Raw genomic sequence first — 23,356 nt, 5'->3', positions numbered from 1 at the left:
TTGCGGGAAAGAAAAAGCCGGTCAGTGACCGGCTATGCTTATCAGGCTTCTGCAACCTGCTTGTGGAAAAGTTCTCTAAATACCGGGTAAATATCTTCCGGCTCGCGGATGTGCTGAATCGCGAAGTTATCGAACATCGCCTGTAAATGTTCATACTCACGCCACAGGGTTTGATGGGCGCGACGGGTGATCTCGATATAACTGTAATAACGCACCACCGGCAGAATGTTCTTCGCCAGAATCTCATGGCATAACGGCGAGTCATCGGCCCAGTTATCGCCATCCGAGGCCTGTGCAGCATAAATATTCCATTGTGACGGGTCGTAACGTTCTTTCACGACCTCGTCCATCAACTTCAGGGCGCTGGAGACGATAGTGCCGCCGGTCTCCTGCGAGTAGAAAAACTCCTGTTCATCCACTTCTTTTGCCTGGGTGTGATGGCGGATATACACCACGTCGACGTTTTTATAGGTTCGGCTCAGGAACAGATAGAGCAGAATGTAAAAACGCTTCGCCATGTCTTTGGTGGCCTGGTCCATTGAGCCGGAAACGTCCATCAGACAGAACATCACTGCCTGGCTGGAAGGCTCGGGACGCTTCTCGAAATTTTTATAACGCAGATCGAAGGTGTCGATAAATGGCACGCGTTCAATACGCGCACGCAACTCCGCGATCTCTTTCCGCAGCCGTTCCTCTTCCAGCAGCTGCGCAGGTTCGGTTTTTTCCACCTCGTTCAGCGTGGCTTCCAGTTCATGCAACATACGGCGTTTGCCCGCCGTCATGGCGGTACGACGCGCCAGCGAATTCTGCAACGAACGCACCACGCTAATATTGGCGGGGACCCCATTGGAAGTGAAACCTGCCCGATGGGTTTTGTATTCGTTCAACTGGCGATGTTGATTCTTACGCAGGTTAGGTAGCGCAAGATCTTCAAACAGTAAGTCAAGATATTCATCTTTCGAAATCTGGAAGACGAACTCATCCTGGCCTTCACCATCCTGACTGGCATTGCCCTGACCGGCTCCGCCCCCGCCACCACCACCCTGCGGGCGCTCGACGCGGTCATTCTGGACAAAATGATCGTTACCGGGATGGACCCGATGGCGGCTGCCGCCCCGGCCCTGATGGAAAATCGGTTCGTTGATATCGTCAATCGGAATGGAGACGGACTCACCGCTTTCCACGTCGGTAACCGAACGCTTGTTGATGGCCTCGGAGATCGACTGCTTGATTTGCGACTTGTAACGGCGCAGAAAGCGCTGTCGGTTGACTGCGCTTTTATTCTTGCCGTTCAGACGCCGATCGATGAAATAGGCCATAAAGTTCCCCCAAACTACAGTGCAAGCCAGGTCGGGCAAGCCCGACCTTCCTCTTCCGGCGCACCGGCGCCGTTTAGCTTACAAACCGAATTATGACGATTTACGCACACGCAGATACCATTCGCACAGCAGGCGCACCTGTTTGCGGGTATAGCCTTTCTCCATCATGCGATCGACAAAATCATCATGTTTTTTCTGTTCGTCCGTTGAGGTTTTCGTATTGAACGAAATCACCGGCAGCAACTCTTCGGTATTCGAGAACATTTTCTTCTCGATAACCGTGCGCAGTTTTTCGTAGCTGGTCCAGTTCGGATTGCGGCCGCTGTTCTGCGCACGGGCGCGCAGCACAAAGTTGACAATCTCGTTACGGAAATCTTTCGGGTTGCTGATCCCGGCAGGTTTCTCGATTTTTTCCAGCTCGGCGTTCAGTGATTCACGATCAAACAATTGTCCGGTATCTGGGTCGCGGTACTCCTGGTCCTGAATCCAGAAATCGGCGTAGGTGACATAACGATCAAAAATGTTCTGACCATATTCCGAGTAAGACTCAAGGTAAGCAGTCTGAATCTCTTTGCCAATAAACTCGGCGTACTTCGGAATCAGGTAGCCTTTCAGGTGCTCCAGGTATTTCTCCGCCTGCTCCTGCGGGAACTGCTCACGTTCAATTTGCTGCTCCAGCACATAGAACAGGTGCACCGGGTTAGCCGCCACCTCGGCATGGTCAAAGTTGAACACGCGTGACAGGATTTTAAAGGCAAAACGGGTAGAGAGGCCGTTCATCCCTTCATCCACGCCAGCGTAGTCGTGATACTCCTGCCATGACTTGGCTTTCGGGTCAGTATCTTTCAGCGTTTCACCATCGTAAACGCGCATTTTAGAGTAGATGCTGGAGTTTTCCGGGTCTTTCAGGCGCGAAAGGATGGAGAATCGCGCTAAGGTCTCCAGGGTGCCCGGCGCACAAGGTGCGGTGGCCAGCTCACTGTGGTTCAGCAGTTTCTCGTAGATTTTAATCTCTTCGGAAACACGCAGGCAGTAAGGCACTTTGACAATGTACACACGGTCAAGGAACGCTTCATTGTTTTTGTTGTTACGGAAGGTGACCCATTCTGATTCGTTGGAGTGCGCCAGAATGATGCCGTTAAACGGCAGTGCGGAGATACCCTCAGTACCGTTGTAGTTACCTTCCTGGGTGGCGGTCAGCAGTGGATGCAGCACTTTAATCGGTGCTTTGAACATCTCAACAAACTCCATGATGCCCTGGTTGGCACGGCACAGTGCGCCGGAGTAACCGTATGCATCAGGATCGTTCTGAGCGTGGTTCTCCAGTTTACGGATATCCACTTTACCCACCAGCGCGGAGATGTCCTGGTTGTTTTCATCCCCCGGTTCAGTTTTGGCAATCGCCAGCTGTTCCAGAATAGACGGCCAGACTTTCACCACTTTAAAGCGGGTGATATCGCCGCCAAAATCGTGCAGGCGTTTCGCCGCCCACGGAGACATGATGGTGCCGAGATACCGCCGCGGTACGCCATACTCTTTTTCGAGGATGTTGGCGTCTTCTTGTGGGTTGAACAGGCACAGCGGATGATCATTCACCGGGCTGCGTTCGCCATCGGCGCTGAGCACGTAAATTGGTACGCGTTGCATCAGCGATTTAAGGCGTTCAGCCAGGGAAGATTTACCGCCACCCACCGGACCCAACAGGTAAAGGATCTGTTTCTTCTCCTCCAGCCCCTGCGCAGCATGTTTCAGGTAAGAGACGATCTGTTCAATCGCTTCTTCCATGCCGTAGAACTCTTCAAACGCAGGATAGCGTCCCATGACGCGATTCGAGAATATTCTGGAAAGGCGTGGCTCCTGAGCAGTGTCAACCATCACTGGCTCACCAATGGCCATCAACAGTCGCTCTGCAGCGTTGGCGTATGCACTGCGATCCTGCTTACAGATGGCGAGGAATTCCTGCAGTGTGAACTCTTCGTCCTTGGCAGCTTCATAACGCTGACGATAGTGATCGAATATATTCATAGCGATGCCCGTCCTTTCGTTTTTAGCACAGGTAAAGGAGCGTAATAAGATGCTCTTGCAGCTCCCGGAAGATATTCTCTATTGAGTACAGCAACCCTTATGCCAACCTGACGATTTTTTATCGGGATACACAATTCTTATGGTTACTCTGCTCGTACAAAAAGTCTCGTCTTACTTTTAACTGTAGAAGGCATTTAAGAAATTTCCTCCGTCTTTTCTCCTTATTTAGCGATATATCAATAACAAAGTCTCATAAGCTATGGAAAGTCAGGACCTCATTTCGGGCCGGTATCGTCGATTTGAGACAATTCTGCTGCGATTGAGAAGCACCCTCATTAAACGTTAAACCATTGGCAGAATTTGGTTAGACTCTGCGTGTGATTGTTATATTAATAGACTGAATAAATTGTGAACTATTTCAAACTTAAAGTGCTTGCTGTGCCTGAACCCTGATATTTTGCGGCCTTCAGCACCCATGTTGAATCCTTATCTTCTGGCACCTTTGTTATTTATGCCAAATCACCTTAAGGTGGTGGACAGGACCGTTTTTTGCCGGTGCGGATGGGAATAATGTCAGGATGAGAGGCGGTTCCCGGCTCGGATCAGCGATGTGTGTTTCGCACGCGGGAACACCCTCTGCCACCTGTCAGCCGCAGTGTCAGACAACGTTACGTTGCTCTATTTTCTGTTGGTTTTGAAGTATTGCCCTGGAATGGTGCTTTTTTGCTGCCATGCACCATTTATGGGATCACATTTGGTGCATCCGGAGGCTTTGTGACCAGAACAATTCAGTTTCAAGGAGAATCACCACTGCCGGCGATCGGTCAGGGTACCTGGTATATGGGGGAAAACCCGGCAACACACCAGCAGGAAGTGGCTGCGCTTCAGGCTGGTCTGGACTGCGGACTGCGGCTGATTGATACCGCTGAGATGTATGCTGAGGGCGGTGCGGAAATTGTCGTGGGTGAGGCGTTACAGGGGCGGCGGGATCAGGCCTGGCTGGTATCAAAGGTCTATCCGTGGAATGCGGGTGAAGTGGATGCTATTGATGCCTGTGAGCGCAGTTTGCGCCGTTTACAGACCGATTATCTCGATCTTTATTTGCTGCACTGGCGCGGCAACATCCCGCTGGAGGAAACCATCCGTGCGATGGAAACCCTGCAACGGCAGGGAAAAATCCGCCACTGGGGAGTCTCAAATTTTGATACTGACGATATGCAGGAGCTGTGGGGAGAACCCGGCGGTAGCGCCTGCCTGACCAATCAGGTGCTCTACCATCTCGCCTCGCGGGGGATCGAATATGATTTGCTGCCGGAATGTCAGCAGCGCGATGTCCCGATTATGGCTTACTGCCCATTAGCCCAGGCGGGGCGTCTGCGCCAGTCACTGTTCAGCGATGCGCGCGTGCAGCAGGTTGCACAACAGCAGGGCATTAGCGTAGCGCAATTGCTGCTGGCATGGGTGATTCGTAAAGACGGGGTGATAGCCATTCCGAAAGCCAGCAGTGTGGCTCATGTGCGGGAAAATGCGGCAGCGCTGGACGTGGTGTTAAGCGGGGAAGAACTGGCGTTGCTGAACCAGGCTTTTCCGCCGCCGCAGGGTAAGCTGCCGCTGGATGTGGTATAGCGGCGCATTCACGCCGCTTTTATCAGGCTTTGCTGCGCAACCGGAAGGTGGTGGCGAGGCGGGCAGGGGATTCACCGGCACTCACTAACGGCTGACTAATACGCGCGGTTTCCACGCAAACCATGGTTTTATAACCGTCGTTGGCCATATCCGCCATGCTGCATGACAGTTCTGGTCCTGGATTCCAAGTGACAACGTCACTTTGATAGTGGTGGTAAACCTCGATAAGCCGGTTGCCACCTTTATCATGGATCACGCTGCAATCATCGGGCGTGGTAAACACGCGATCAATGCGGCCAGGATAAGTCTGACGGCCATTGGATTCACCGGATGCGCTGCTGTCCACTTTATCGATAAAACGGTTACCCAGGCCGCTCACCTCGGTCTGGGCGATATCGGCGATCTGGAAATAGCTGTGGAGCGCTGCGGTGGCGGAAAAATCGCCGTGTGCTTCCAGTTCGATCTCGCAATGGGATTCGATACGGAAACGAGCGAACAGGGTGAAATCGTGCGGCCAGAACTTTTTGGTTTGTGCGTTACTTTCCAGTGCGAAGGTCAGAATGACGCCTTCTTCATTCTCATCATGGGCTGACAACGTCCAGGGCAGATTACGGGCAAAGCCGTGTGCCGGTTCACCCGCCGGGCCAAACCATGGCCAGCAAATCGGTACGCCGCCGCGGATAGCTTTCCCTTCAGCAAAGGGTGTTTTGTCACTCAGCCACAGAACCGGTTGTTGGCCGCTGGGTTGCCAGGCGAGCAGATGGGCACCCTGCAGGGTAATGGCTGCACGGACACGGGGATGGTTAACGATGATGACGGGTAAATCACCAATCTGACGTTGTGACAGATAAGGCGTGATCTGCGCCACCACGGGTAGCGAAAAAAGCGACTCTTGCATACAAAGACCTTCTCTTTAGCTAGCCAAAAAAAAGGGCGACCTAAGTCGCCCCTTGTTCATTTCACTGGCTGTCTTACTTAGCAGCAACCAGAGCAATCAGGTCGAGAACCTTGTTGGAGTAACCAGTTTCGTTATCATACCAGGAAACCAGTTTCACAAAGTTGTCATTCAGCGCGATACCCGCTTTAGCATCGAATACTGAAGTCAGCACTTCGCCGTTGAAGTCAGTTGATACCACGTCGTCTTCAACATAACCCAGCACGTCTTTCATTTCGCCTTCAGCAGCGGCTTTGATTGCTGCACAAATTTCTTTGTAAGAGGCTGCTTTTTCCAGACGAACGGTCAGGTCAACAACAGAGACGTTCGGAGTCGGAACGCGGAACGCCATACCGGTCAGTTTACCGTTCAGTTCTGGCAGAACTTTACCTACGGCTTTAGCCGCACCGGTAGAAGACGGGATGATGTTCTGAGAAGCACCACGGCCGCCGCGCCAGTCTTTGTGAGACGGGCCGTCAACGGTTTTCTGGGTAGCGGTGGTCGCGTGAACGGTGGTCATCAGACCTTCAACGATACCGAATTTGTCGTTGATCACTTTTGCCAGCGGAGCCAGGCAGTTGGTGGTGCAGGATGCATTAGAAACGATGTCCTGGCCAGCGTATTTCTCGAAGTTAGCACCGCGAACAAACATCGGGGTGTCATCTTTAGATGGGCCAGTCAGAACCACTTTCTTCGCGCCAGCTGCGATGTGTTTACGTGCGGTTTCGTCGGTCAGGAAGATACCGGTTGCTTCAGCAACCACGTCAACACCCACTTCGTCCCATTTCAGGTTAGCCGGGTCTTTCTCAGAGGTAACACGGATTTTTTTACCGTTAACAATCAGCGCGCCGTCTTTAACTTCTACGGTGCCGTCGAAACGACCATGCGTAGAGTCATACTTGAGCATGTAAGCCATGTAATCGGCGTCCAGCAGGTCGTTGATCGCGACGATTTCGATGTCAGAACGCTGCTGCGCAGCACGGAAAACGATGCGACCGATACGGCCAAAACCGTTGATACCTACTTTGATAGTCATATATTCCACCAGCTATTTGTTAGTGAATAAAAGGTTGGCTGTAAAATTACAAAAACCTTACCAGGCGTCAAGCGGAATCGTGTCAATTGTTGCGACAGGTCAATTCCACTGACAGGAATTATTCGTTGCGCAATCGCTTGCGCAACGGCAATTATTCCAGAGCCAGATCTGCCGATCGCCGACTATAAAGGGATGTGTATTGTAAAGGGTGATCGGCATCACAAATTCGTGCTGTGCTCTGCGAGACGGATGCGTTCGCACGAAAAAAGACCCGGATGATGTTATTCGTTTGTTAGAATACTAGTCGATTTTTTCAGAATGACATCCCGGAATCCTAAAATGGCTAAAGACACCGCACCTGCGGAAAAAATCGCGCAGCTGTCCGAAATGCAACGCTATGTCACCCAGCATCGCGGAACGGAACCTCCTTTTACCGGTGCCCTTTTGCATAACAAGCAGGAGGGCATCTACCACTGCCTGGTGTGTAACGCGCCGCTGTTCCTTTCCGAGAGCAAATATGACTCTGGCTGTGGCTGGCCGAGCTTCTACCAGCCAGTCAGCGATGACGCGATTCATTACCTCGAAGATGATACCCACGGCATGCACCGCGTCGAAATCCGCTGCGGTAATTGTGATGCACATCTGGGGCATGTGTTCCCGGATGGACCACAGCCAACTGGCGAACGCTATTGCGTTAACTCCGCTTCGCTCAGCTTCACTGATGAGCAGGGCAAGCAACAGCAGGGGTAAGCATGAAACAGGAACTGGAAGCGATGCTGGCGGCGATGACGCCAGAAGTTTACCAGCGTCTTGCCACCGCGGTAGAGACGGGTAAGTGGCCGGATGGTGTGGCACTGACCCCGGAGCAGCGTGAAAACTGCCTGCAGCTGGTGATGTTGTGGCAGGCGCGTCACAACGATGCGCCGCAGCATATGACGATTGGCAAAGATGGTGAGATGGTGATGAAGTCGAAGAAAGAGCTGAAGGAAGAGTTCGGCATCGAGACCGACGTAACCCGTATCAACCTGCACTGATTACTGAAGGGCTGGTGACACCAGCCCTGATTTTCAGATAATTACCGCACCCTGATTACGCATCTGCTCAATGGCAATGGCGCTATCGTCGGGGTTGAGGTTGACGCCGCGACAGCCTTCTTCCACCACTTCAACCTGATACCCCAGCTCCAGTGCATCCAGTACGCTGTATTTGACGCAGTAATCGGTTGCCAGCCCCAGCACCACTAAATGGCTGATATCACGCTCGCGCAGCCAGCTGTCCAGCTCGGTTTTGCGGCGATGGCCGTTGTCGAAAAAGGCGCTGTAGCTATCAACATCCACGTCCTGTCCTTTATGGAACACCGCATCAATCAGCGAGCGATCCAGCTCAGGATGGAAATCGGCCCCTTCTGAACCCTGGATACCGTGGTCTGGCCACCAGATTTGCGCCAGGCCGTTCAGTTCTCCTAAGGTATAAACCGGCTCACCAGATACTGAGGCAAAGCTGCCATGGTTTTTCGGGTGCCAGTCCTGCAATGCCACCACGCACTCCCCTCTGGCGCGAAATTCACGTGCGTAGCGATTCGCAATAGCAACCGTCAGGTCACCTTCACGCACAGCCATTGGGCCGCCGGGGCAAAAATCGTTTTGTATATCGATGATTATCAATGCCCGCTTCATTACATCTCGCTCCGTATCAGTCTTCTGTCAGTTCGCCACGTAAATTCTGTTGCATTCTGGCACGAATTTCTGCGCTGGTGAGGTTTTGACTCAGCAAAAAGTGAAGTTTTGTTAATGTCGCTTCAACGGTGAGATCGAAACCGCTGATCACACCAGCATGCTCCAGCGCGTTACCGGTGGCGTAACCCCCCATATTCACTTTGCCAGACATACACTGCGTCAGGTTGACCACCACAATGCCACGCTCACTCGCCTGCTGCAGCTCAGCCAGGAACTCCGCATTTTGCGGCGCATTGCCGACGCCATACGAGCGCAGGATCAGGGCTTTCACCGGCTGACGCAGGAAATTGCGCACGACTTCGGCAGAAATTCCCGGATAAATGGTCACCACGCCAATCGGTTGTGGGGTGATCGGATGGACGATCAGTTCACCCTTGCCTGGTGGTGCCGGTGGGGTATTCAGGCGGCGAATATGAATGCCCGCTTCCAGCAACGGTGGCAGGTTTGGCGAGGCAAACGCGTTGAAGCCGTCAGCATGTGCTTTGGTGGTGCGGTTACCGCGGAACAGGGTGTTATTAAAGAATAGTGCGACTTCGTTGATCGGATAGTTAGCCGCCACATACAACGAGTTAAGCAGGTTCTGCTGGCCGTCTGAGCGCAATTCTGCCAGGGGGATCTGTGAACCGGTGACGATCACTGGCTTGGCGAGGTTCTCCAGCATAAAGGAGAGAGCCGACGCGGTGAATGCCATGGTATCGGTACCATGCAGAATCACAAAACCGTCGTAATGGTCGTAATTCTGTTTGATATCGTTAGCGATGGACTGCCAGTCTTCCGGTGTCATGTCGGAAGAGTCCATCAACGGGTGATATTCGTGGATGGTAAAATCTGGCATCTCCGGACGATGGAACTCTGGCATATTGGCCAGCTGCTGTTGCAGGTGACCCGATACCGGAATGTAGCCTTGCGCGGAACGCTGCATACCAATGGTCCCGCCGGTGTAGGCGACATAGATATTTTTCTTTTGCATGAATGAACTCAGACTTGCCGTAAAACGCGCAGTATAAGGGGATTACCGGTGAAAAGCAGCCCGACCAGAGGCCGGGCCGTAAAGATTATCTTACGTCGCCGCAGCTGAGGCAGAAAGCGTAACGATTTTGCGGATCGTTGAGGTTATCGAACAGACCAGGTTGTTTCTTCATGGCGCTCATCACATCAAGCATCGGAGCGGGCAGCCACACTTTCAGTGCCTGTGGCATCACGACGCTGATAGAAGCACTCATTTGATTCAGCAGCAGATCCAGCATTCCCGGATCATCCTGATACCAGCTCAGCTGTGGTGTGGTGATTTTCGCCAGCTCAGCCGCTTTCTTGACCGCATCATCAAAGTCACCCAGCGCATCTACCAGACCATTGGCTTTGGCATCGCTACCGGTCCAGACATGGCCCTGAGCAATATCATTGATCTGCTCTGGCGTTTTATGGCGTGAGGCGGCGACTAAACCAACGAAGTTACGATAGCCGTTTTCAATTGTCAGCTGCATCAATTGCTGCACTTCAGGCGGCAGCGCTTTGGTGGTCGCCACATCCGCCAGAGGTGAAGTGGCAACGCCGTCGGTATGCACGCCAATGGTGCTCAGGCTGTTTTCAACGGTATTGATCACCCCGAAGATACCAATCGAGCCGGTAAGTGTGCTGGGGTTCGCCACAATGTAATCAGCTGGCGTGGAGATCCAGTAACCCCCTGAGGCAGCCATCCCTCCCATCGATACCACCACCGGTTTACCCGCAGCATGCGCGGCGGCCAGTTCTTCGCGAATTGCTTCTGAGGCAGTGACGCTGCCACCAGGGCTGTTCACGCGCAGGATGATCGCCTTAATTTTCGGATCGAGACGCGCATCGCGGATCTGGGCGGCCGTCGTATCGCCACCGACATTACCGGCGGTTTCTTCACCGTCCATGATCGCACCACTTGCCATCACCACAGCGATATTGCCGTCCTGCTGAGTCGGTGGCTGTTTGACGGTGTAATCATAGATGCTGACGTTGCGATAATCGTTGTTCTGCTTATCCCAGCCAAAGGTCTTGACCAGTTCCTGATCGGCAGCCGCACGGCTCTCCAGCGCATCAACCAGCTTATTATTCAGCGCATATTTGGCGGTATCACCCTGCACAGCCTGCAATCCGCTGATGATGCCTGCGGCACCAGGGAACAGCTGTTCCGGCGTGATCTGGCGGTTTGCGGAAACGGTGTTCAGGTAGTTTTGCCACAGCTGACCAATCCAGCGGCTATCGGCATCGCGTGCTTCCGGCGACATATCGTCACGCAGGAAAGGTTCTACTGCCGATTTGTAAGTACCTACGCGGAAGACATGTGAATTGACTTTCAGCTTGTCGAGCAGCGTTTTGTAGTACAGGCCGTTAGTGGCGAAACCGTGTAAATCAACGGTGCCTTGTGGTGACAGGTAAACCTTGTTGGCATAGCTGGCCAGATAATATTGCGCCTGGCTGTAGCTGTCGCCGATGGCATACACCGGTTTGCCGCTGTCACGGAACTCGCGCAACGCTTTACCGACATATTGCAGCGAAGGCTGATCGCCACCACCAAAATCACGTAAATCAAGCACAATACCGGTGATGTTTTTGTCACCTTTTGCCTGGCGGATGGCATCGACCACATCAAACAGGGAATTTTCCTGCAAACGGTCGCTGTTGCTGCCCAGCAATTGGCGGCCAATACGGCTCAGACGATTGCTGACTGAAGGTTTATCCACCAGCACCCCGGTGAGGTCAACTTTCAGTGCGCCTTGTTGCACTGGCTCACTACTATTTGAACCGCTCACCTGCAACCAGATCCCAACACCGGCAAGGATCACAACAATAAGAAATAAATTAAGGATAAATTCCCGGATAAAATTCAGCACCCGCCAACCCCAGCGGAACAGGCCAGCAATAATTCGCCACAGTGTGCGCATAGACTCTCCATATTCATATAGCCGAAGACCGCCAGCATGCTGGCAGCCCCGATGTCGACCTCATCCTAAAGAGCAGCGTGCTAAATGTCAGCAGGAAATCGCGCCAGACTGTTACAAAAGATCGTCGTATGCCAGGATTAGACAACGTTTTTATACAAGGGAGAAGATAATGGATGCACTTGATTTGTTAGTTAATCGTCGCTCGGCTTCACGTCTGGCCGATCCTGCCCCGGCGGGTGAGGTGCTGGAGAACATTCTGCGCGCGGGTATGCGCGCGCCGGATCACGGCACTTTACAGCCCTGGCGCTTCATTATTGTCGAGAAAGAGGGGCGCGATCGTCTGAGCAAACTGCTGGAGCAGGCAGCCCGTGCCAGCGCGATGGATGATAAAGCGATTGAGAAGGCCAGCTCGTCACCGTTCCGCGCACCGATGATTATCACCGTGGTTGCGCGTTGTGAAGAGCACCCGAAAGTGCCGCACTGGGAACAACTGATTTCCGCAGGCTGTGCGGTGATGGCGATGCAAATGGCCGCGGCAGCGCAGGGCTTCAATGGTATCTGGCGCAGCGGCCCCTGGACTGACCATCCTCAGGTGCGTGAAGCCTTTGGTTGCCGTGAACAGGATGCGATTGTTGGCTTCCTTTATCTTGGCACGCCGCAACTGAAATCCAGCACGACCGTGCTCCCGCCTGACACGGCGGAATTTGTCAGTTATTTCTGACAGACAGTGGCGGGCTTCTGCGGCAGGCTGAGTGACGTTGCAGGGATTGCACATCGCGTGTGCGATTGATCGAACTGTAACCGCGCAACACTTACCACATGCTGGCAGCCAGGCTAACATAGCGCTATCTGCCAGTGCATAAGGAACCCGCCATGAGTGAACCTCTTCGCCTGACCCAGTACAGCCACGGGGCTGGCTGCGGTTGCAAAATTTCTCCCCAGGTGCTGGAAACCATCCTGCATAGCGAACTGACCGCTTTTCACGATCCTCATCTGCTGGTGGGGAATGAAACACGCGATGATGCGGCGGTGTACGATTTAGGCAACGGCAGCGCGGTGGTCAGTACCACCGATTTTTTTATGCCGATCGTTGACGATCCCCACACCTTTGGCCGTATTGCCGCGACCAACGCCATCAGCGATATCTATGCCATGGGCGGCAAACCGATCATGGCTATCGCGATTTTGGGCTGGCCAGTGAATGTGCTCAGCCCTGAAGTGGCGCAGCAGGTGGTGGAGGGGGGACGCGCTGCGTGCCAGGCAGCGGGTATTGCGCTGGCGGGCGGCCATTCCATTGATGCCCCGGAACCGATTTTTGGCCTTGCCGTTACCGGCATCGTCGATGTGGCGCGCGTGAAGAAAAACAGCGCGGCGCAGGCCGGGTGTCAGCTGTTCCTGACCAAACCGCTCGGCATTGGCATTCTGACCACGGCGGAAAAGAAAGGTCTGCTGCGTCCCGAGCATCAGATGCTGGCGGCGGAGGTGATGTGCCAGCTGAATAAAGCGGGTGCCGAGTTCGCGCAACTGGCGGGTGTCACCGCCATGACCGATGTCACCGGGTTTGGCTTGCTGGGCCATCTGAGTGAAATCTGTCAGGGATCGGGCTTGCGTGCTGAGGTGATGGCCGCACAGGTGCCGCGTCTGGCCGGGGTCGATGCCTATATCGCTGCGGGAGCTGTTCCCGGTGGAACCGGTCGCAATTTTGCCAGTTATGGCCGACATGTGTCGCCGATGGATGATGCGACACGCGCGTTGTTATGTGACCCGCAGACATCCGGCGGCCTGCTGGTGGCGGTACAACCCTCAGCCATCGAAGAGTTTCAGCGCTGTGCCATGCTGGCCGGAGTCACTGCAACCGCCATCGGCGAGCTTTTTGCGGCAGAGCCCCATCTGCCACTGATTACCGTAGTTAACTGACGTTTAAGGAACGACGCCATTCATGCGTTTGTTTATTGCAGAAAAACCCAGTCTGGGACGTGCCATCGCTGACGTGTTGCCAAAACCCCACCGACGCGGCGATGGCTATATCGCCTGCGGCAATGATCAGGTGGTGACCTGGTGTGTCGGGCATTTGCTGGAGCAAGCTCAGCCAGACAGCTATGACAGCCGTTACGCCCGCTGGAATCTTGCCGATTTGCCGATCATCCCCGATAAATGGCGGCTGCAGCCACGGCCATCGGTGGCAAAACAGTTGAAGGTCATCGAAGGATTACTGGTGCAGGCCACGGAAGTGGTGCATGCCGGTGACCCGGATCGGGAAGGGCAGTTGCTGGTGGATGAGGTGATTGATTATCTCCAGCTGTCGCCGGAAAAACGTCAGAAGGTACAGCGTTGTTTGATTAACGATCTCAATCCACAGGCGGTGGAGCGTGCGGTAGGTCGTTTACGTGAAAACCGTGAGTTTATTCCGTTGTGCGTTTCGGCGCTGGCGCGTGCGCGTGCAGACTGGTTGTATGGCATCAATATGACCCGTGCCTGGACGCTGCTGGGTCGAAACGCTGGCTACGACGGCGTCCTTTCGGTCGGTCGGGTACAGACCCCGGTGCTTGGGCTGGTGGTGCGCCGCGATGAAGAGATTGAAAACTTTATTCCAAAGGACTATTTCGAAGTCAAAGCGCACATTGTGACGCCAAAAGACGAGCGCTTTGTTGCCAGCTGGGTACCGAGTGATGCCTGTGAACCCTGGCAGGATGAAGAGGGGCGCTTGCTACACCGTCCGCTGGCGGACCACGTACTGGAACGCATCAACGGCAAGCCTGCGCTGGTCACCGGGTATAATGATAAACGGGAATCGGAAATCGCCCCGTTGCCGTTCTCACTCTCAAGCCTGCAAATTGAAGCCGCAAGGCGCTTTGGCCTGAGTGCACAGAATGTACTGGATTGCTGCCAGCGCCTGTATGAAACCCACAAGCTGATCACCTATCCGCGTTCGGATTGCCGTTATCTGCCCGAGGAGCATTTTGCTGGCCGTCATGCGGTGCTGAACGCCATCCAGGCGCATCAACCGGATATGACGCCACCGGCGGACTTCAACACCGATCAGCGCAACCGCTGCTGGGATGATAAAAAAGTGGATGCGCACCACGCTATCATTCCGACCGCGCGTGCCAGCAAGGTCAATCTGAGCGAAAACGAAGCCAATATTTATGGCTTGATTGCACGCCAGTATCTGATGCAGTTCTGCCCTGATGCGGTGTTTCGCAAGTGTGTCATCGATCTCGATATTGGCGGTGGGAAGTTTGTGGCGAAGGCGCGTTTTCTGGCCGAAGCGGGCTGGCGGGCGTTGCTTGGCAGCAAAGAGCGCGATGAAGAAAACGACGGCACCCCATTGCCCGTGGTCAGTAAAGGGGATGAATTGCTGTGCGAACGTGGCGAGGTGCTGGCAAAGCAGACTCAGCCCCCGCGTCCCTTTACCGATGCGACCTTACTCTCGGCGATGACTGGTATTGCGCGTTTTGTTCAGGATAAAGATCTAAAGAAAGTGCTGCGTGCGACCGATGGTTTAGGAACGGAAGCGACGCGCGCCGGAATAATTGAATTGTTGTTCCGGCGAACATTCCTGGTAAAGAAGGGCCGTTATATTCACTCCAGTGAAGCAGGCAGGGCATTGATTCACGCGCTGCCTGAAATGGCGGCACGGCCGGATATGACGGCGCACTGGGAATCGACGCTTACCCGCATCAGTGAAAAAGCCTGTCGTTACGATGAGTTTATGCAGCCGCTGGTCAGTACCCTAATCGGTTTGATTGGTCAGGCACGTCAGCAGCCATCGTTACAGGCATTTCGTGGCATTGCCGCGAGCGGCGCAGCGAGTGAGAAAAAACGATCACGCAAACCCGCCCGGCGCAAAATGAAGGAGACCGAGTGATGCGTTATCTGATGTTGCTGCTGAGTGGCGTACTGCTGTTTAGCAGCGCAGCGCAGGCGAATCGCACCCCTGAGGTGGGCCGCACCGGCAATACCGATGTGGTGGTTGATATGCCACCGGAAGTCTGGACGCAGGGACAGAATAACCAGCAAAGCAATTGCATGCAGTGCTGCACCTATGAGAACCGGAGTTATTCGGAAGGGGCGGTGGTTAAAGCGGAAGGCGTGCTGCTGCAATGCTCACGCGATGAGAAAGTGATGGGCACCAATCCGTTAATCTGGAAAATCATCAAATAATCGGGGTGGCCTGCAAAGGCCACCACGCATCATTAAAAGCCGAACGTTGACCAGATTGGAGCGTGATCGGACGGTTTTTCCATACTGCGAATATCATAATCAATGCCGCTTTCGATGCAGCGTGAGGCCAGAGGCTGGCTGGCAAGCAGCAGGTCAATGCGCAGACCACGGTTATCATCAAAACCTTTGGAGCGGTAATCAAACCATGAGAAACGGTCTGCCGTTTCCGGGTATTTCGCGCGCCAGGTGTCCACCAGACCCCAGTTCAGCAGGCGATCCATCCATTCACGTTCTTCCGGCAGGAACGAGCATTTGCCGGTACGCAGCCAGCGTTTGCGGTTCTCTTCCCCGATACCTATATCAAGATCGGTGCTGCTGATATTCATATCACCCATAATCAACACCGGTTTATCGGCGGTCAGCTGATTTTGCAGGTAATTTTGCAGGTCCTGATAAAACTTCTCTTTAGCCGGGAACTTGATCGGATGGTCGCGGCTTTCCCCCTGCGGGAAATAGCCATTGATCACGGTGATATCGCCAATCGGGCTGGGGATCTCAGCCATGATCAGACGGCGTTGGGCATCTTCACCATCCTCCGGGAAACCACGACGGACCATTACCGGCTGCACTTTTGTCAGCAGAGCGACGCCGTAGTGACCTTTCTGCCCATGATAAAACACGTTGTAACCGAGCTTGCTCACTTCTTCGAGCGGGAACATATCATCATGGACCTTGGTTTCCTGCAGGCCAATCACGTCTGGCTGATGCTGCTCAACCAGCGCTTCGAGTTGATGAGGGCGTGCTCGCAAACCATTGATGTTAAAAGAGACAAATTTCATGAGGCAGCCATTTTATCCGTGATAAGTATGGCGGGATGGTAGCGAGTTTTGTCATAAATGTCATGGGCAGAATCGACAGAAAAGGCATGGTGTGGGGTTTACCCGCCGCCCGCGCGCTGCCGGGCGGCAGGTGGTGAATCAATCCTTTCTGGCCTCGGCAAGTGCCGCGACTAACTCCTGTCTGGTCATCCGCACGCAGTAGGAGGGCATTCCGCGCTCGAAACGCCAGCCTTCAGCCAGCGGACCGGCATCGACGGCATCAAAGCCAAAGGCCTCGTAAAGCGCGGCAGCGACAGCTTTGCCCTCGTCATCGTCGCCTGCCAGTGGCAGCGCGCGGCGTCCGGCTGTGGCCGCCGGTAACCCATCAGTCTCCAGCTCGGTCATGGGAATCGCGTTAAAGGCTTTAGTAATCTGACTGTCGGGTAAGTGGCTGGCCAGCAGTTCACTGGTGGTGGTCTGTCGCGTTGCCAGCACATCGACGTGACCGTCGCGATCAGGATAGTAGTTAACGGCATCGAGAAGATGTTTTCCTCTCAGTTCATCTACCGGCAGCGCATCGATGGCGGTCAGTGGCACGGCGATAAGCACGATATCGCCAAATCTGGCGGCTTCGCTTGCCGTACCTGTTTCACAACCGATCATCGGACGCAGGCTGAACAACGTCTGAGGACTCCGTGAATTGCTGAGCATGACCTGATGTCCGGCCTGAATTGCCAGTTTAGCGACCGCACGGCCCACGAATCCGGCACCAATAATTCCAATTTTCATTATTCCTCCACAGGGGCTTTACCTGTGGTCTACTATGATTCGCTCATAAAAGAAGATAAATCGGTCTATTGTTGTTTTAAAAACAACTTAAAGGGGTTAATCATGGACAGACTGGCGGGGATGAAAGTATTCGTTAAAGCCGCAGAACTGGGGTCTTTTGCGGCAGTGGCTGATGCGCTGGAGATGTCACCCCAGATGGTGGCGAAACACATTGCCGCGCTTGAATCGCGCTTAGGTACGGCGTTGATCAACCGCACCACGCGGCGTCAGCATCTGACCGCTATCGGTCGCAGCTATTACGAACGTTGTCGGGTGGTGTTATCGGAAGTGGAAGAGGCGGATGCTGTGGTGCTGAATATGCAAGCCACGCCTTCCGGCATCATTCGGGTCAATGCCCCGGTGACGTTCGGCTCATATGCGCTTGCTCCCTTTATCACCCGTTATCTGGCGACCTGGCCGGAGGTGCAGGTAGAACTGACGCTGAGTGACAGAATCATCAATCCTGGCGAAGAAGAGGCTGAGGTGATTATCCGTATTGGTGAACTGGCCGACAGCTCGATGGTGGCATGGCCGCTGTCACCCTACCGGCTGATTGCCTGTGCTGCACCCTCCTATATTCAACAGCATGGCTTACCCCTGACACCGTCAGATTTGCAGCACCATGCCTGTCTGGTGTATGGGCTTTGGTCGGCCGCCATGCCCTGTCGCTGGATGTTCCGCAAAGAGGGAAAAACAGAAGAAGTGAGACCTGAAGGGCGGTTACGATCCAATGACTGGAAGGCCCTGATGCATGCGGCGCTGGAAGGCTATGGCGTCACACTGGGACCAGAAGACGTACTGAAAGAGGAGATCAATAAAGGACGTCTGGTCAGGGTATTACCGGATTACGAAGGCCCGTCACGCCCAATGCATGTTCTGGTTCCCTCGGCACGCAAACAAACGGCAAAAATACGTTGTTTTGTCGAGGCACTCAGAAGCGAATTTGCGAAGAGCTAAGGGAGATATATGAATGGTGGCACTGGAGTTTGATAAGGGAAAATATCTGGATGGTGGTGGGAGAAGGATTCGAACCTTCGAAGTCTGTGACGGCAGATTTACAGTCTGCTCCCTTTGGCCGCTCGGGAATCCCACCAGGGATGATACATATTGTTGCTACAGGTCGCGGCGATTCAGATGGTGGTGGGAGAAGGATTCGAACCTTCGAAGTCTGTGACGGCAGATTTACAGTCTGCTCCCTTTGGCCGCTCGGGAATCCCACCACTGGCCTGAATCATTACGCCTGAAAGCGGGGCGCATAATACCAAATGCGCTCGGTCTGTAAAGCGCCCACACTAAATTTATGAATCGATTGCCCACTTTTTACTCGTGACGCTGAAGCCTTGCACAGTTCAGCGTCAGAGTGATTAAAGAATGATCGTGCGGTTGCCGTAAACAAACACACGCTGGCCCAGCACTTTGTACAGTGCACGGCTCAGGACATTCTTTTCAACGTCACGCCCCGCGCGCATCATTTCTTCTGCGGTGTAGCTATGATCCACGTTGATGACATCCTGCATAATGATCGGACCTTCATCGAGGTTGTCGTTCACATAATGCGCGGTGGCACCAATGATCTTCACGCCACGCTCGTAGGCCTGATGATAAGGACGCGCGCCAATGAAGGCGGGCAGGAAGGAGTGGTGAATATTGATGATCTGATTCGGGTAGCGCTGCACAAACGCGGGGGTTAATACGCGCATATATTTAGCCAGCACCACGTAATCCGGCTGATAACGATCAATCTCTTCGACCATGCGGTTATCGTGCTCTTCACGCGTCAGCCCTTCATGGCTAACCAGCGCAAACGGAATATCGAAGCGTTCGACCAGCGAGCGCAGCGTTTCGTGGTTGCCAATCACTGCGGCGATTTCCATATCGAGACCGCCAAACGCACTTTTCATCAGCAGGTCGCCGAGACAATGCGCTTCTTTGGTCACCAGAATCACCACACGACGGCGTCCGGCGCTGTTCAGCTCACGTACCGAGCCAACCGGTAAGGCGCTGTCGAGATCCGCGAGCAGGGTGTTGTCATTAAAAATGCCTTCAAGCTCTGTGCGCATGAAAAAGCGCCCGGTACGGTGATCGACAAATTCGTTGTTCTGCACGATGTTGAGTTCGTGCTTGTAACAAATGTTGGTGATTTTGGCGATCAGACCTTTCGCATCGGGGCAAATGGTACGTAAAACTTTTCGTTGCATGGTTTGCGCTTGCATCTCGATCAGAGTCCTGTCAAAGCGATGAATGGTAAAGCCGTTGGCCGAATGTCCAAATCAGCCACAACATTTTTTGTATTTTTTATCGGAGCCACAAGGACAGCGATCGTTTCGCCCCAGCGGAGGCGTTGTTCCGTCAACATAGTACCAGCGTTGATCCTCACGAAGAAAGCGTGAACATTCATAGATGGCCGATGTGCGCCCTTTTTCGATAAAGCGCGCAAAAAAAGTCACGAATGCTTCGTTCTCATGGCTTCCGTGATTACAACGGGTTACATTCAGGCCCAGCCATTCAGTGTCGGAAAAACTTTCAGATAATAACGTCTCAAGTTCGGCCACCCGCTGGCTGGGGAGCCAGGTGGCGACCAGCCAGGCTGCGTTTTTCTTCACGTAAGCGCAGTAGCGTGAGCGCATCAGCTGCTCAGCGCTGGTGGGGGAACTCTGCCCGGTCAGAAAGGGTTGGCAACATAGGCTATACTGCTTTCCGCTACAGCAGGGGCACTTTTCGTCCACGTCATCTCCCGAGGGTGATTAAAGTTAAAGATTGCGCGCGCTATGGTAGCTGAGTGTCAGGCGCGATGCTACGTACCAGGTAAAACCCGAGGTAAGATGAGAAAGGTGAGAATCGGGCTGGCCCTGGGTTCAGGTGCCGCCAAAGGCTGGTCGCATATTGGCGTGATCAATGCGCTGGAGCGAGCCGGGATCGAGGTCGATGTGGTTGCCGGGTGTTCCGTCGGTGCGCTGGTGGGCTCAGCTTATGTTAATGGCCGTCTGGGCATGATGGAGCGCTGGGTCAGTGCTTTTCGCTACTGGGATGTGATTCGGCTGATGGACCTGTCATGGCAGCGCGGTGGATTGTTGCGCGGCGATCGGGTCTTCAGTCACGTTCGGCAGCTGATCCCCACGGATTTTATTGAGCAGTGTGACAAACCTTTTGGTGTGGTTGCCACCAATCTTAGTACCGGCCGTGAGTTGTGGTTGACCGAGGGTGACCTGCATCAGGCGGTCCGTGCTTCCTGTAGTATGCCAGGCTTATTACCACCCGTTGGCTACAATGGTTACTGGCTGGTGGATGGTGCGGTGGTCAATCCGGTGCCGATTTCACTCACCCGGGCGTTGGGCGCAGATATCGTCATTGCGGTTGATTTGCAGCATGACGCGCATCTGATGCAGCAGGATCTGTTGTCGGTTACCCCGCAAAGCGGTGAAGAACAGGCGGCAGCAGACGCGCTCAGCTGGGGCAAAAAACTGCGCCAGCGGTTGCTGGGATTAGCCCAGCGCCGCGCTAATCAAACGCCTGGAGCGATGGAAATTATGTCGACCTCCATCCAGGTACTGGAAAATCGCCTGAAGCGTAACCGTATGGCAGGCGATCCGCCGGATGTGCTGATTCAGCCATTCTGTCCACAAATTTCTACGCTGGACTTTCACCGTGCTGAAGAAGCCATTGCGGCAGGCAAGGCCGCCGTTGAGAAGAAAATGGATGAACTGTTGCCACTGGTTCGTAGCAGATAGTCAGGTTGTTCATTCACAGATGTTGTTACTTCAGTTAATTCTGAAAGGCGCAACTGCGTTTTATGAACCACTATTGAAATGTCTGGTACGCAGGGGGAGAGAATGGAAAAGCCACTAATCGGCAAAAAGATACTCATTGTCGAAGATGAGGTCGTTTTCCGTTCGCTGCTGGATAACTTATTAGTCAGTCTTGGCGCACAGACAATGCAGGCTGGCGATGGTCTTGATGGGCTGACCTTACTCACCGCACAACCGGTTGATCTGGTCATTTGTGATCTGGAAATGCCGCGCATGGGGGGCATTCAGTTTGTTGAACGGATTCGCAGTCGCGGTAACAGCGTGCCGATTTTGATCATCTCGGCAACGCAAAATATGGCTGATATCGCCCATGTGTTACGTCTTGGTGTGCAGGATGTGCTGCTCAAGCCCTTGAAGAACCTCGAACGCTTTCGTGAAGCGGTATATGAGTGTCTTTATCCTTCCATGTTTACCTCCAAGGTTGAGGAAGATGAACAGCTGTTCCAGGATTGGGATGCACTGGTACGCGATCCTCTGGCGGCCTCAAAACTCCTGAAACAATTACAACCCCCGGTACAACAAACTATTGCCAACTGCCGGATTAATTATCGTCAGCTCACCATGGCAGAACAGCCGGGGCTGGTACTGGATATTGCCGCGTTATCGGATAAGGATCTGGCGTTTTATTGTCTTGATGTCACCCGGGCGGGGGATAATGGCGTGCTGGCCGCGTTGTTGTTGCGCGCTTTGTTTAACGGCTTGCTGCAGGAACAACTTTCCGGACAGAAACAGCGCTTGCCGGAGTTAAATGGTCTGCTGCGTCAGGTGAATATGTTGTTGCGCCAGGCAAACCTGAATGGGCAATTTCCCTTGCTGGTGGGTTATTATCATCGGCAGCTCAAAAATCTTATTTTGGTGTCGGCTGGACTTAACGCCACACTGCACATTAACACCCATCAAATTCAACTCAGTAATGGGGTTCCGCTTGGTACTATGGGCAGCACCCACCTCAATCAAATTAGTCAACGCGCCGAGTCCTGGCAATGCCATGTATGGGGCTCTGGTGGCAGGTTGCGTCTGATGTTATCGGCTGAAGAATAAGCGATTAGATTTATATTTTCTGCGGGCTGGAGACAGGGCCAGGGGTTAGCTTTACACTTGGGTAATAGTCTTAAATTCCGCGGATTAACTCCATCCAGGATAAATCCGTCAGTGAGTAGCTGATATACTCATTTCGTTTTTTAAACCGACATATCAAGTATTAACTTGAGCGGCCTATAAGAGAGGTATCTTGATGTCTGCCTTTAAGTCAAAAGTAAAAAAAGCGGTAATCCCTGTTGCTGGTCTGGGTACGCGTATGCTCCCTGCCACCAAAGCTATCCCCAAAGAGATGTTACCGCTGGTCGATAAGCCGTTGATCCAGTATGTCGTGAATGAGTGTATTGCTGCTGGCATTAACGAGATTGTGCTGGTTACCCATTCGTCTAAAAACGCTATCGAAAACCATTTTGATACCAGTTTTGAGCTGGAATCCATGCTGGAAAAACGTGTTAAGCGCCAGCTGCTGGACGAAATCCAGTCAATTTGCCCGCCACACGTTACCATCATGCAGGTGCGTCAGGGCATCGCCAAAGGTCTGGGTCACGCTGTGATGTGTGCACACCCGCTGGTCGGTGATGAGCCGGTTGCTGTTATTCTGCCGGATGTGATCATCGATGAGTACGAATCTGATCCGACCAAAGACAACCTGGCAGAAATGCTGTCGCGTTACGAAGAAAGTGGCCGTAGCCAGATTATGGTTGAGCCGGTTGCCGATGTGACTGCCTACGGTGTGGTTGACTGCAAAGGTGCGGACTTAAGCCCAGGCGAAAGTGCGCCGATGGTCGGTGTGGTTGAGAAACCGAAAGCAGCTGAAGCGCCATCAAACCTGGCTGTGGTCGGCCGTTATGTGCTGTCTGCAGATATTTGGCCGTTGCTGGCAAAAACCCCTCCGGGTGCTGGCGGTGAAGTGCAGCTGACTGACTCCATTGCGATGCTGATGGAAAAAGAAACCGTTGAAGCTTATCACCTGAGAGGTGTGAGCCATGACTGCGGTAACAAGCTCGGTTATATGCAGGCTTTTGTTGAGTACGGTGTTCGTCACCCGGTCCTGGGCAAAGATTTTGCACAGTGGCTTGAAGGCGAAGTAGGAAACAAAAAGTAACTCATT

General features: G+C 53.5%; 22 protein-coding genes and 2 tRNA genes. 11 read left to right on the top strand and 13 right to left on the bottom strand.

The window, feature by feature from the left end:
* Window positions 1–41 precede the first annotated feature (41 nt).
* Both CUN67_RS10915 and yeaG read right to left on the bottom strand, forming a co-directional pair.
* A complete protein-coding gene (locus CUN67_RS10915; RefSeq protein WP_208715321.1) occupies window positions 42–1,319 on the bottom strand; it encodes a YeaH/YhbH family protein in 1,278 nt (425 codons plus the stop codon).
* Window positions 1,320–1,409: 90 nt separating this feature from the next.
* Window positions 1,410–3,344 carry a protein kinase YeaG gene (gene yeaG / locus CUN67_RS10910; RefSeq protein WP_084875236.1) on the bottom strand — a complete coding sequence of 645 codons (1,935 nt, stop codon included), beginning with the start codon at window positions 3,342–3,344 and terminating at the stop codon, window positions 1,410–1,412.
* Between the two features lie 774 nt (window positions 3,345–4,118).
* Between yeaG and CUN67_RS10905 the strand changes: the two genes are divergently transcribed.
* A complete protein-coding gene (locus CUN67_RS10905; RefSeq protein WP_208715320.1) occupies window positions 4,119–4,970 on the top strand; it encodes an aldo/keto reductase in 852 nt (283 codons plus the stop codon).
* Window positions 4,971–4,992: 22 nt separating this feature from the next.
* Here the strand turns inward: CUN67_RS10905 and CUN67_RS10900 are convergent, their stop codons facing one another.
* Window positions 4,993–5,868, bottom strand: coding sequence for a D-hexose-6-phosphate mutarotase (locus CUN67_RS10900; RefSeq protein WP_208715319.1), 876 nt, complete (start codon window positions 5,866–5,868; stop codon window positions 4,993–4,995).
* Between the two features lie 73 nt (window positions 5,869–5,941).
* Window positions 5,942–6,940, bottom strand: coding sequence for a glyceraldehyde-3-phosphate dehydrogenase (gene gapA, locus CUN67_RS10895; RefSeq protein ID WP_208715318.1), 999 nt, complete (start codon window positions 6,938–6,940; stop codon window positions 5,942–5,944).
* A gap of 339 nt (window positions 6,941–7,279) precedes the next feature.
* Here gapA and msrB point away from each other — a divergent pair, with 339 nt between their 5' ends.
* Window positions 7,280–7,690, top strand: coding sequence for a peptide-methionine (R)-S-oxide reductase MsrB (gene msrB, locus CUN67_RS10890; RefSeq protein WP_208715317.1), 411 nt, complete (start codon window positions 7,280–7,282; stop codon window positions 7,688–7,690).
* Window positions 7,691–7,692: 2 nt separating this feature from the next.
* A complete protein-coding gene (locus CUN67_RS10885) occupies window positions 7,693–7,974 on the top strand; it encodes a YeaC family protein (RefSeq protein ID WP_084875222.1) in 282 nt (93 codons plus the stop codon).
* Between the two features lie 33 nt (window positions 7,975–8,007).
* Here the strand turns inward: CUN67_RS10885 and pncA are convergent, their stop codons facing one another.
* From pncA to sppA, 3 genes are all read right to left on the bottom strand, one after another.
* Window positions 8,008–8,616, bottom strand: a complete 609-nt coding sequence (gene pncA, locus CUN67_RS10880) for a bifunctional nicotinamidase/pyrazinamidase (RefSeq protein ID WP_208715316.1) — start codon at window positions 8,614–8,616, stop codon at window positions 8,008–8,010.
* Window positions 8,617–8,632: 16 nt separating this feature from the next.
* Window positions 8,633–9,646, bottom strand: a complete 1,014-nt coding sequence (gene ansA, locus CUN67_RS10875) for an asparaginase (RefSeq protein WP_208715315.1) — start codon at window positions 9,644–9,646, stop codon at window positions 8,633–8,635.
* A gap of 85 nt (window positions 9,647–9,731) precedes the next feature.
* Window positions 9,732–11,591, bottom strand: a complete 1,860-nt coding sequence (gene sppA, locus CUN67_RS10870; protein ID WP_208715314.1) for a signal peptide peptidase SppA — start codon at window positions 11,589–11,591, stop codon at window positions 9,732–9,734.
* Between the two features lie 169 nt (window positions 11,592–11,760).
* Here sppA and CUN67_RS10865 point away from each other — a divergent pair, with 169 nt between their 5' ends.
* The 4 genes from CUN67_RS10865 (at window position 11,761) to CUN67_RS10850 (ending at window position 15,755) form a co-directional block, all read left to right on the top strand.
* On the top strand, window positions 11,761–12,312 hold the full coding sequence (locus CUN67_RS10865; protein ID WP_208715313.1) for an NAD(P)H nitroreductase: 552 nt from the start codon (window positions 11,761–11,763) through the stop codon (window positions 12,310–12,312).
* A 152-nt stretch (window positions 12,313–12,464) separates the two neighbouring features.
* Window positions 12,465–13,508: a selenide, water dikinase SelD gene (gene selD / locus CUN67_RS10860; protein WP_208715312.1), complete on the top strand. Its 1,044-nt coding sequence runs from the start codon at window positions 12,465–12,467 to the stop codon at window positions 13,506–13,508.
* A 22-nt stretch (window positions 13,509–13,530) separates the two neighbouring features.
* Window positions 13,531–15,459, top strand: a complete 1,929-nt coding sequence (locus CUN67_RS10855) for a DNA topoisomerase III (RefSeq protein ID WP_208715311.1) — start codon at window positions 13,531–13,533, stop codon at window positions 15,457–15,459.
* A complete protein-coding gene (locus tag CUN67_RS10850; RefSeq protein WP_208715310.1) occupies window positions 15,459–15,755 on the top strand; it encodes a YnjH family protein in 297 nt (98 codons plus the stop codon). Before CUN67_RS10855 ends, CUN67_RS10850 begins: the two co-directional genes overlap by 1 nt.
* Window positions 15,756–15,787: 32 nt before the next feature.
* Here CUN67_RS10850 and xthA read toward each other — a convergent pair whose 3' ends face one another.
* Together xthA and CUN67_RS10840 are read right to left on the bottom strand one after the other, a co-directional pair.
* On the bottom strand, window positions 15,788–16,594 hold the full coding sequence (xthA, locus tag CUN67_RS10845; RefSeq protein WP_208715309.1) for an exodeoxyribonuclease III: 807 nt from the start codon (window positions 16,592–16,594) through the stop codon (window positions 15,788–15,790).
* A gap of 138 nt (window positions 16,595–16,732) precedes the next feature.
* Window positions 16,733–17,362: an NADPH-dependent F420 reductase gene (locus tag CUN67_RS10840; RefSeq protein WP_208715308.1), complete on the bottom strand. Its 630-nt coding sequence runs from the start codon at window positions 17,360–17,362 to the stop codon at window positions 16,733–16,735.
* 102 nt (window positions 17,363–17,464) lie between these two features.
* Between CUN67_RS10840 and CUN67_RS10835 the strand changes: the two genes are divergently transcribed.
* Window positions 17,465–18,358 (top strand): LysR family transcriptional regulator, encoded by an 894-nt coding sequence (locus CUN67_RS10835; RefSeq protein ID WP_208715307.1) that lies wholly within the window; start codon window positions 17,465–17,467, stop codon window positions 18,356–18,358.
* 51 nt (window positions 18,359–18,409) lie between these two features.
* On the opposite strand, the gene CUN67_RS10830 is transcribed toward CUN67_RS10835, so the two are convergent.
* From CUN67_RS10830 to CUN67_RS10815, 4 genes are all read right to left on the bottom strand, one after another.
* Window positions 18,410–18,494, bottom strand: a tRNA-Tyr gene (locus CUN67_RS10830).
* A 42-nt stretch (window positions 18,495–18,536) separates the two neighbouring features.
* Window positions 18,537–18,621, bottom strand: a tRNA-Tyr gene (locus CUN67_RS10825).
* Window positions 18,622–18,765: 144 nt separating this feature from the next.
* Window positions 18,766–19,614, bottom strand: coding sequence for a formyltetrahydrofolate deformylase (gene purU / locus CUN67_RS10820; protein WP_084875197.1), 849 nt, complete (start codon window positions 19,612–19,614; stop codon window positions 18,766–18,768).
* Window positions 19,615–19,671: 57 nt separating this feature from the next.
* Entirely contained in the window at window positions 19,672–20,127 is a 456-nt protein-coding gene (locus tag CUN67_RS10815) for a YchJ family protein (RefSeq protein WP_208715306.1), read from the bottom strand.
* Between the two features lie 96 nt (window positions 20,128–20,223).
* Between CUN67_RS10815 and rssA the strand changes: the two genes are divergently transcribed.
* The 3 genes from rssA to galU all read left to right on the top strand — a co-directional run bounded on the left by rssA (window position 20,224) and on the right by galU (window position 23,350).
* Complete coding sequence (rssA, locus tag CUN67_RS10810; RefSeq protein WP_208715305.1) at window positions 20,224–21,129, top strand: patatin-like phospholipase RssA; 906 nt, start codon at window positions 20,224–20,226, stop codon at window positions 21,127–21,129.
* A 102-nt stretch (window positions 21,130–21,231) separates the two neighbouring features.
* Window positions 21,232–22,248: a two-component system response regulator RssB gene (gene rssB / locus CUN67_RS10805; protein ID WP_208715304.1), complete on the top strand. Its 1,017-nt coding sequence runs from the start codon at window positions 21,232–21,234 to the stop codon at window positions 22,246–22,248.
* A gap of 193 nt (window positions 22,249–22,441) precedes the next feature.
* On the top strand, window positions 22,442–23,350 hold the full coding sequence (gene galU / locus CUN67_RS10800; protein ID WP_208715303.1) for a UTP--glucose-1-phosphate uridylyltransferase GalU: 909 nt from the start codon (window positions 22,442–22,444) through the stop codon (window positions 23,348–23,350).
* The last annotated feature ends 6 nt before the right edge of the window (window positions 23,351–23,356 follow it).

Source organism: Pantoea cypripedii (assembly GCF_011395035.1).
Lineage (GTDB): Bacteria > Pseudomonadota > Gammaproteobacteria > Enterobacterales > Enterobacteriaceae > Pantoea > Pantoea cypripedii_A.
Note: the sequence above shows the minus strand (reverse complement) of the source record. Positions and strands in the feature narration are given on the sequence as shown.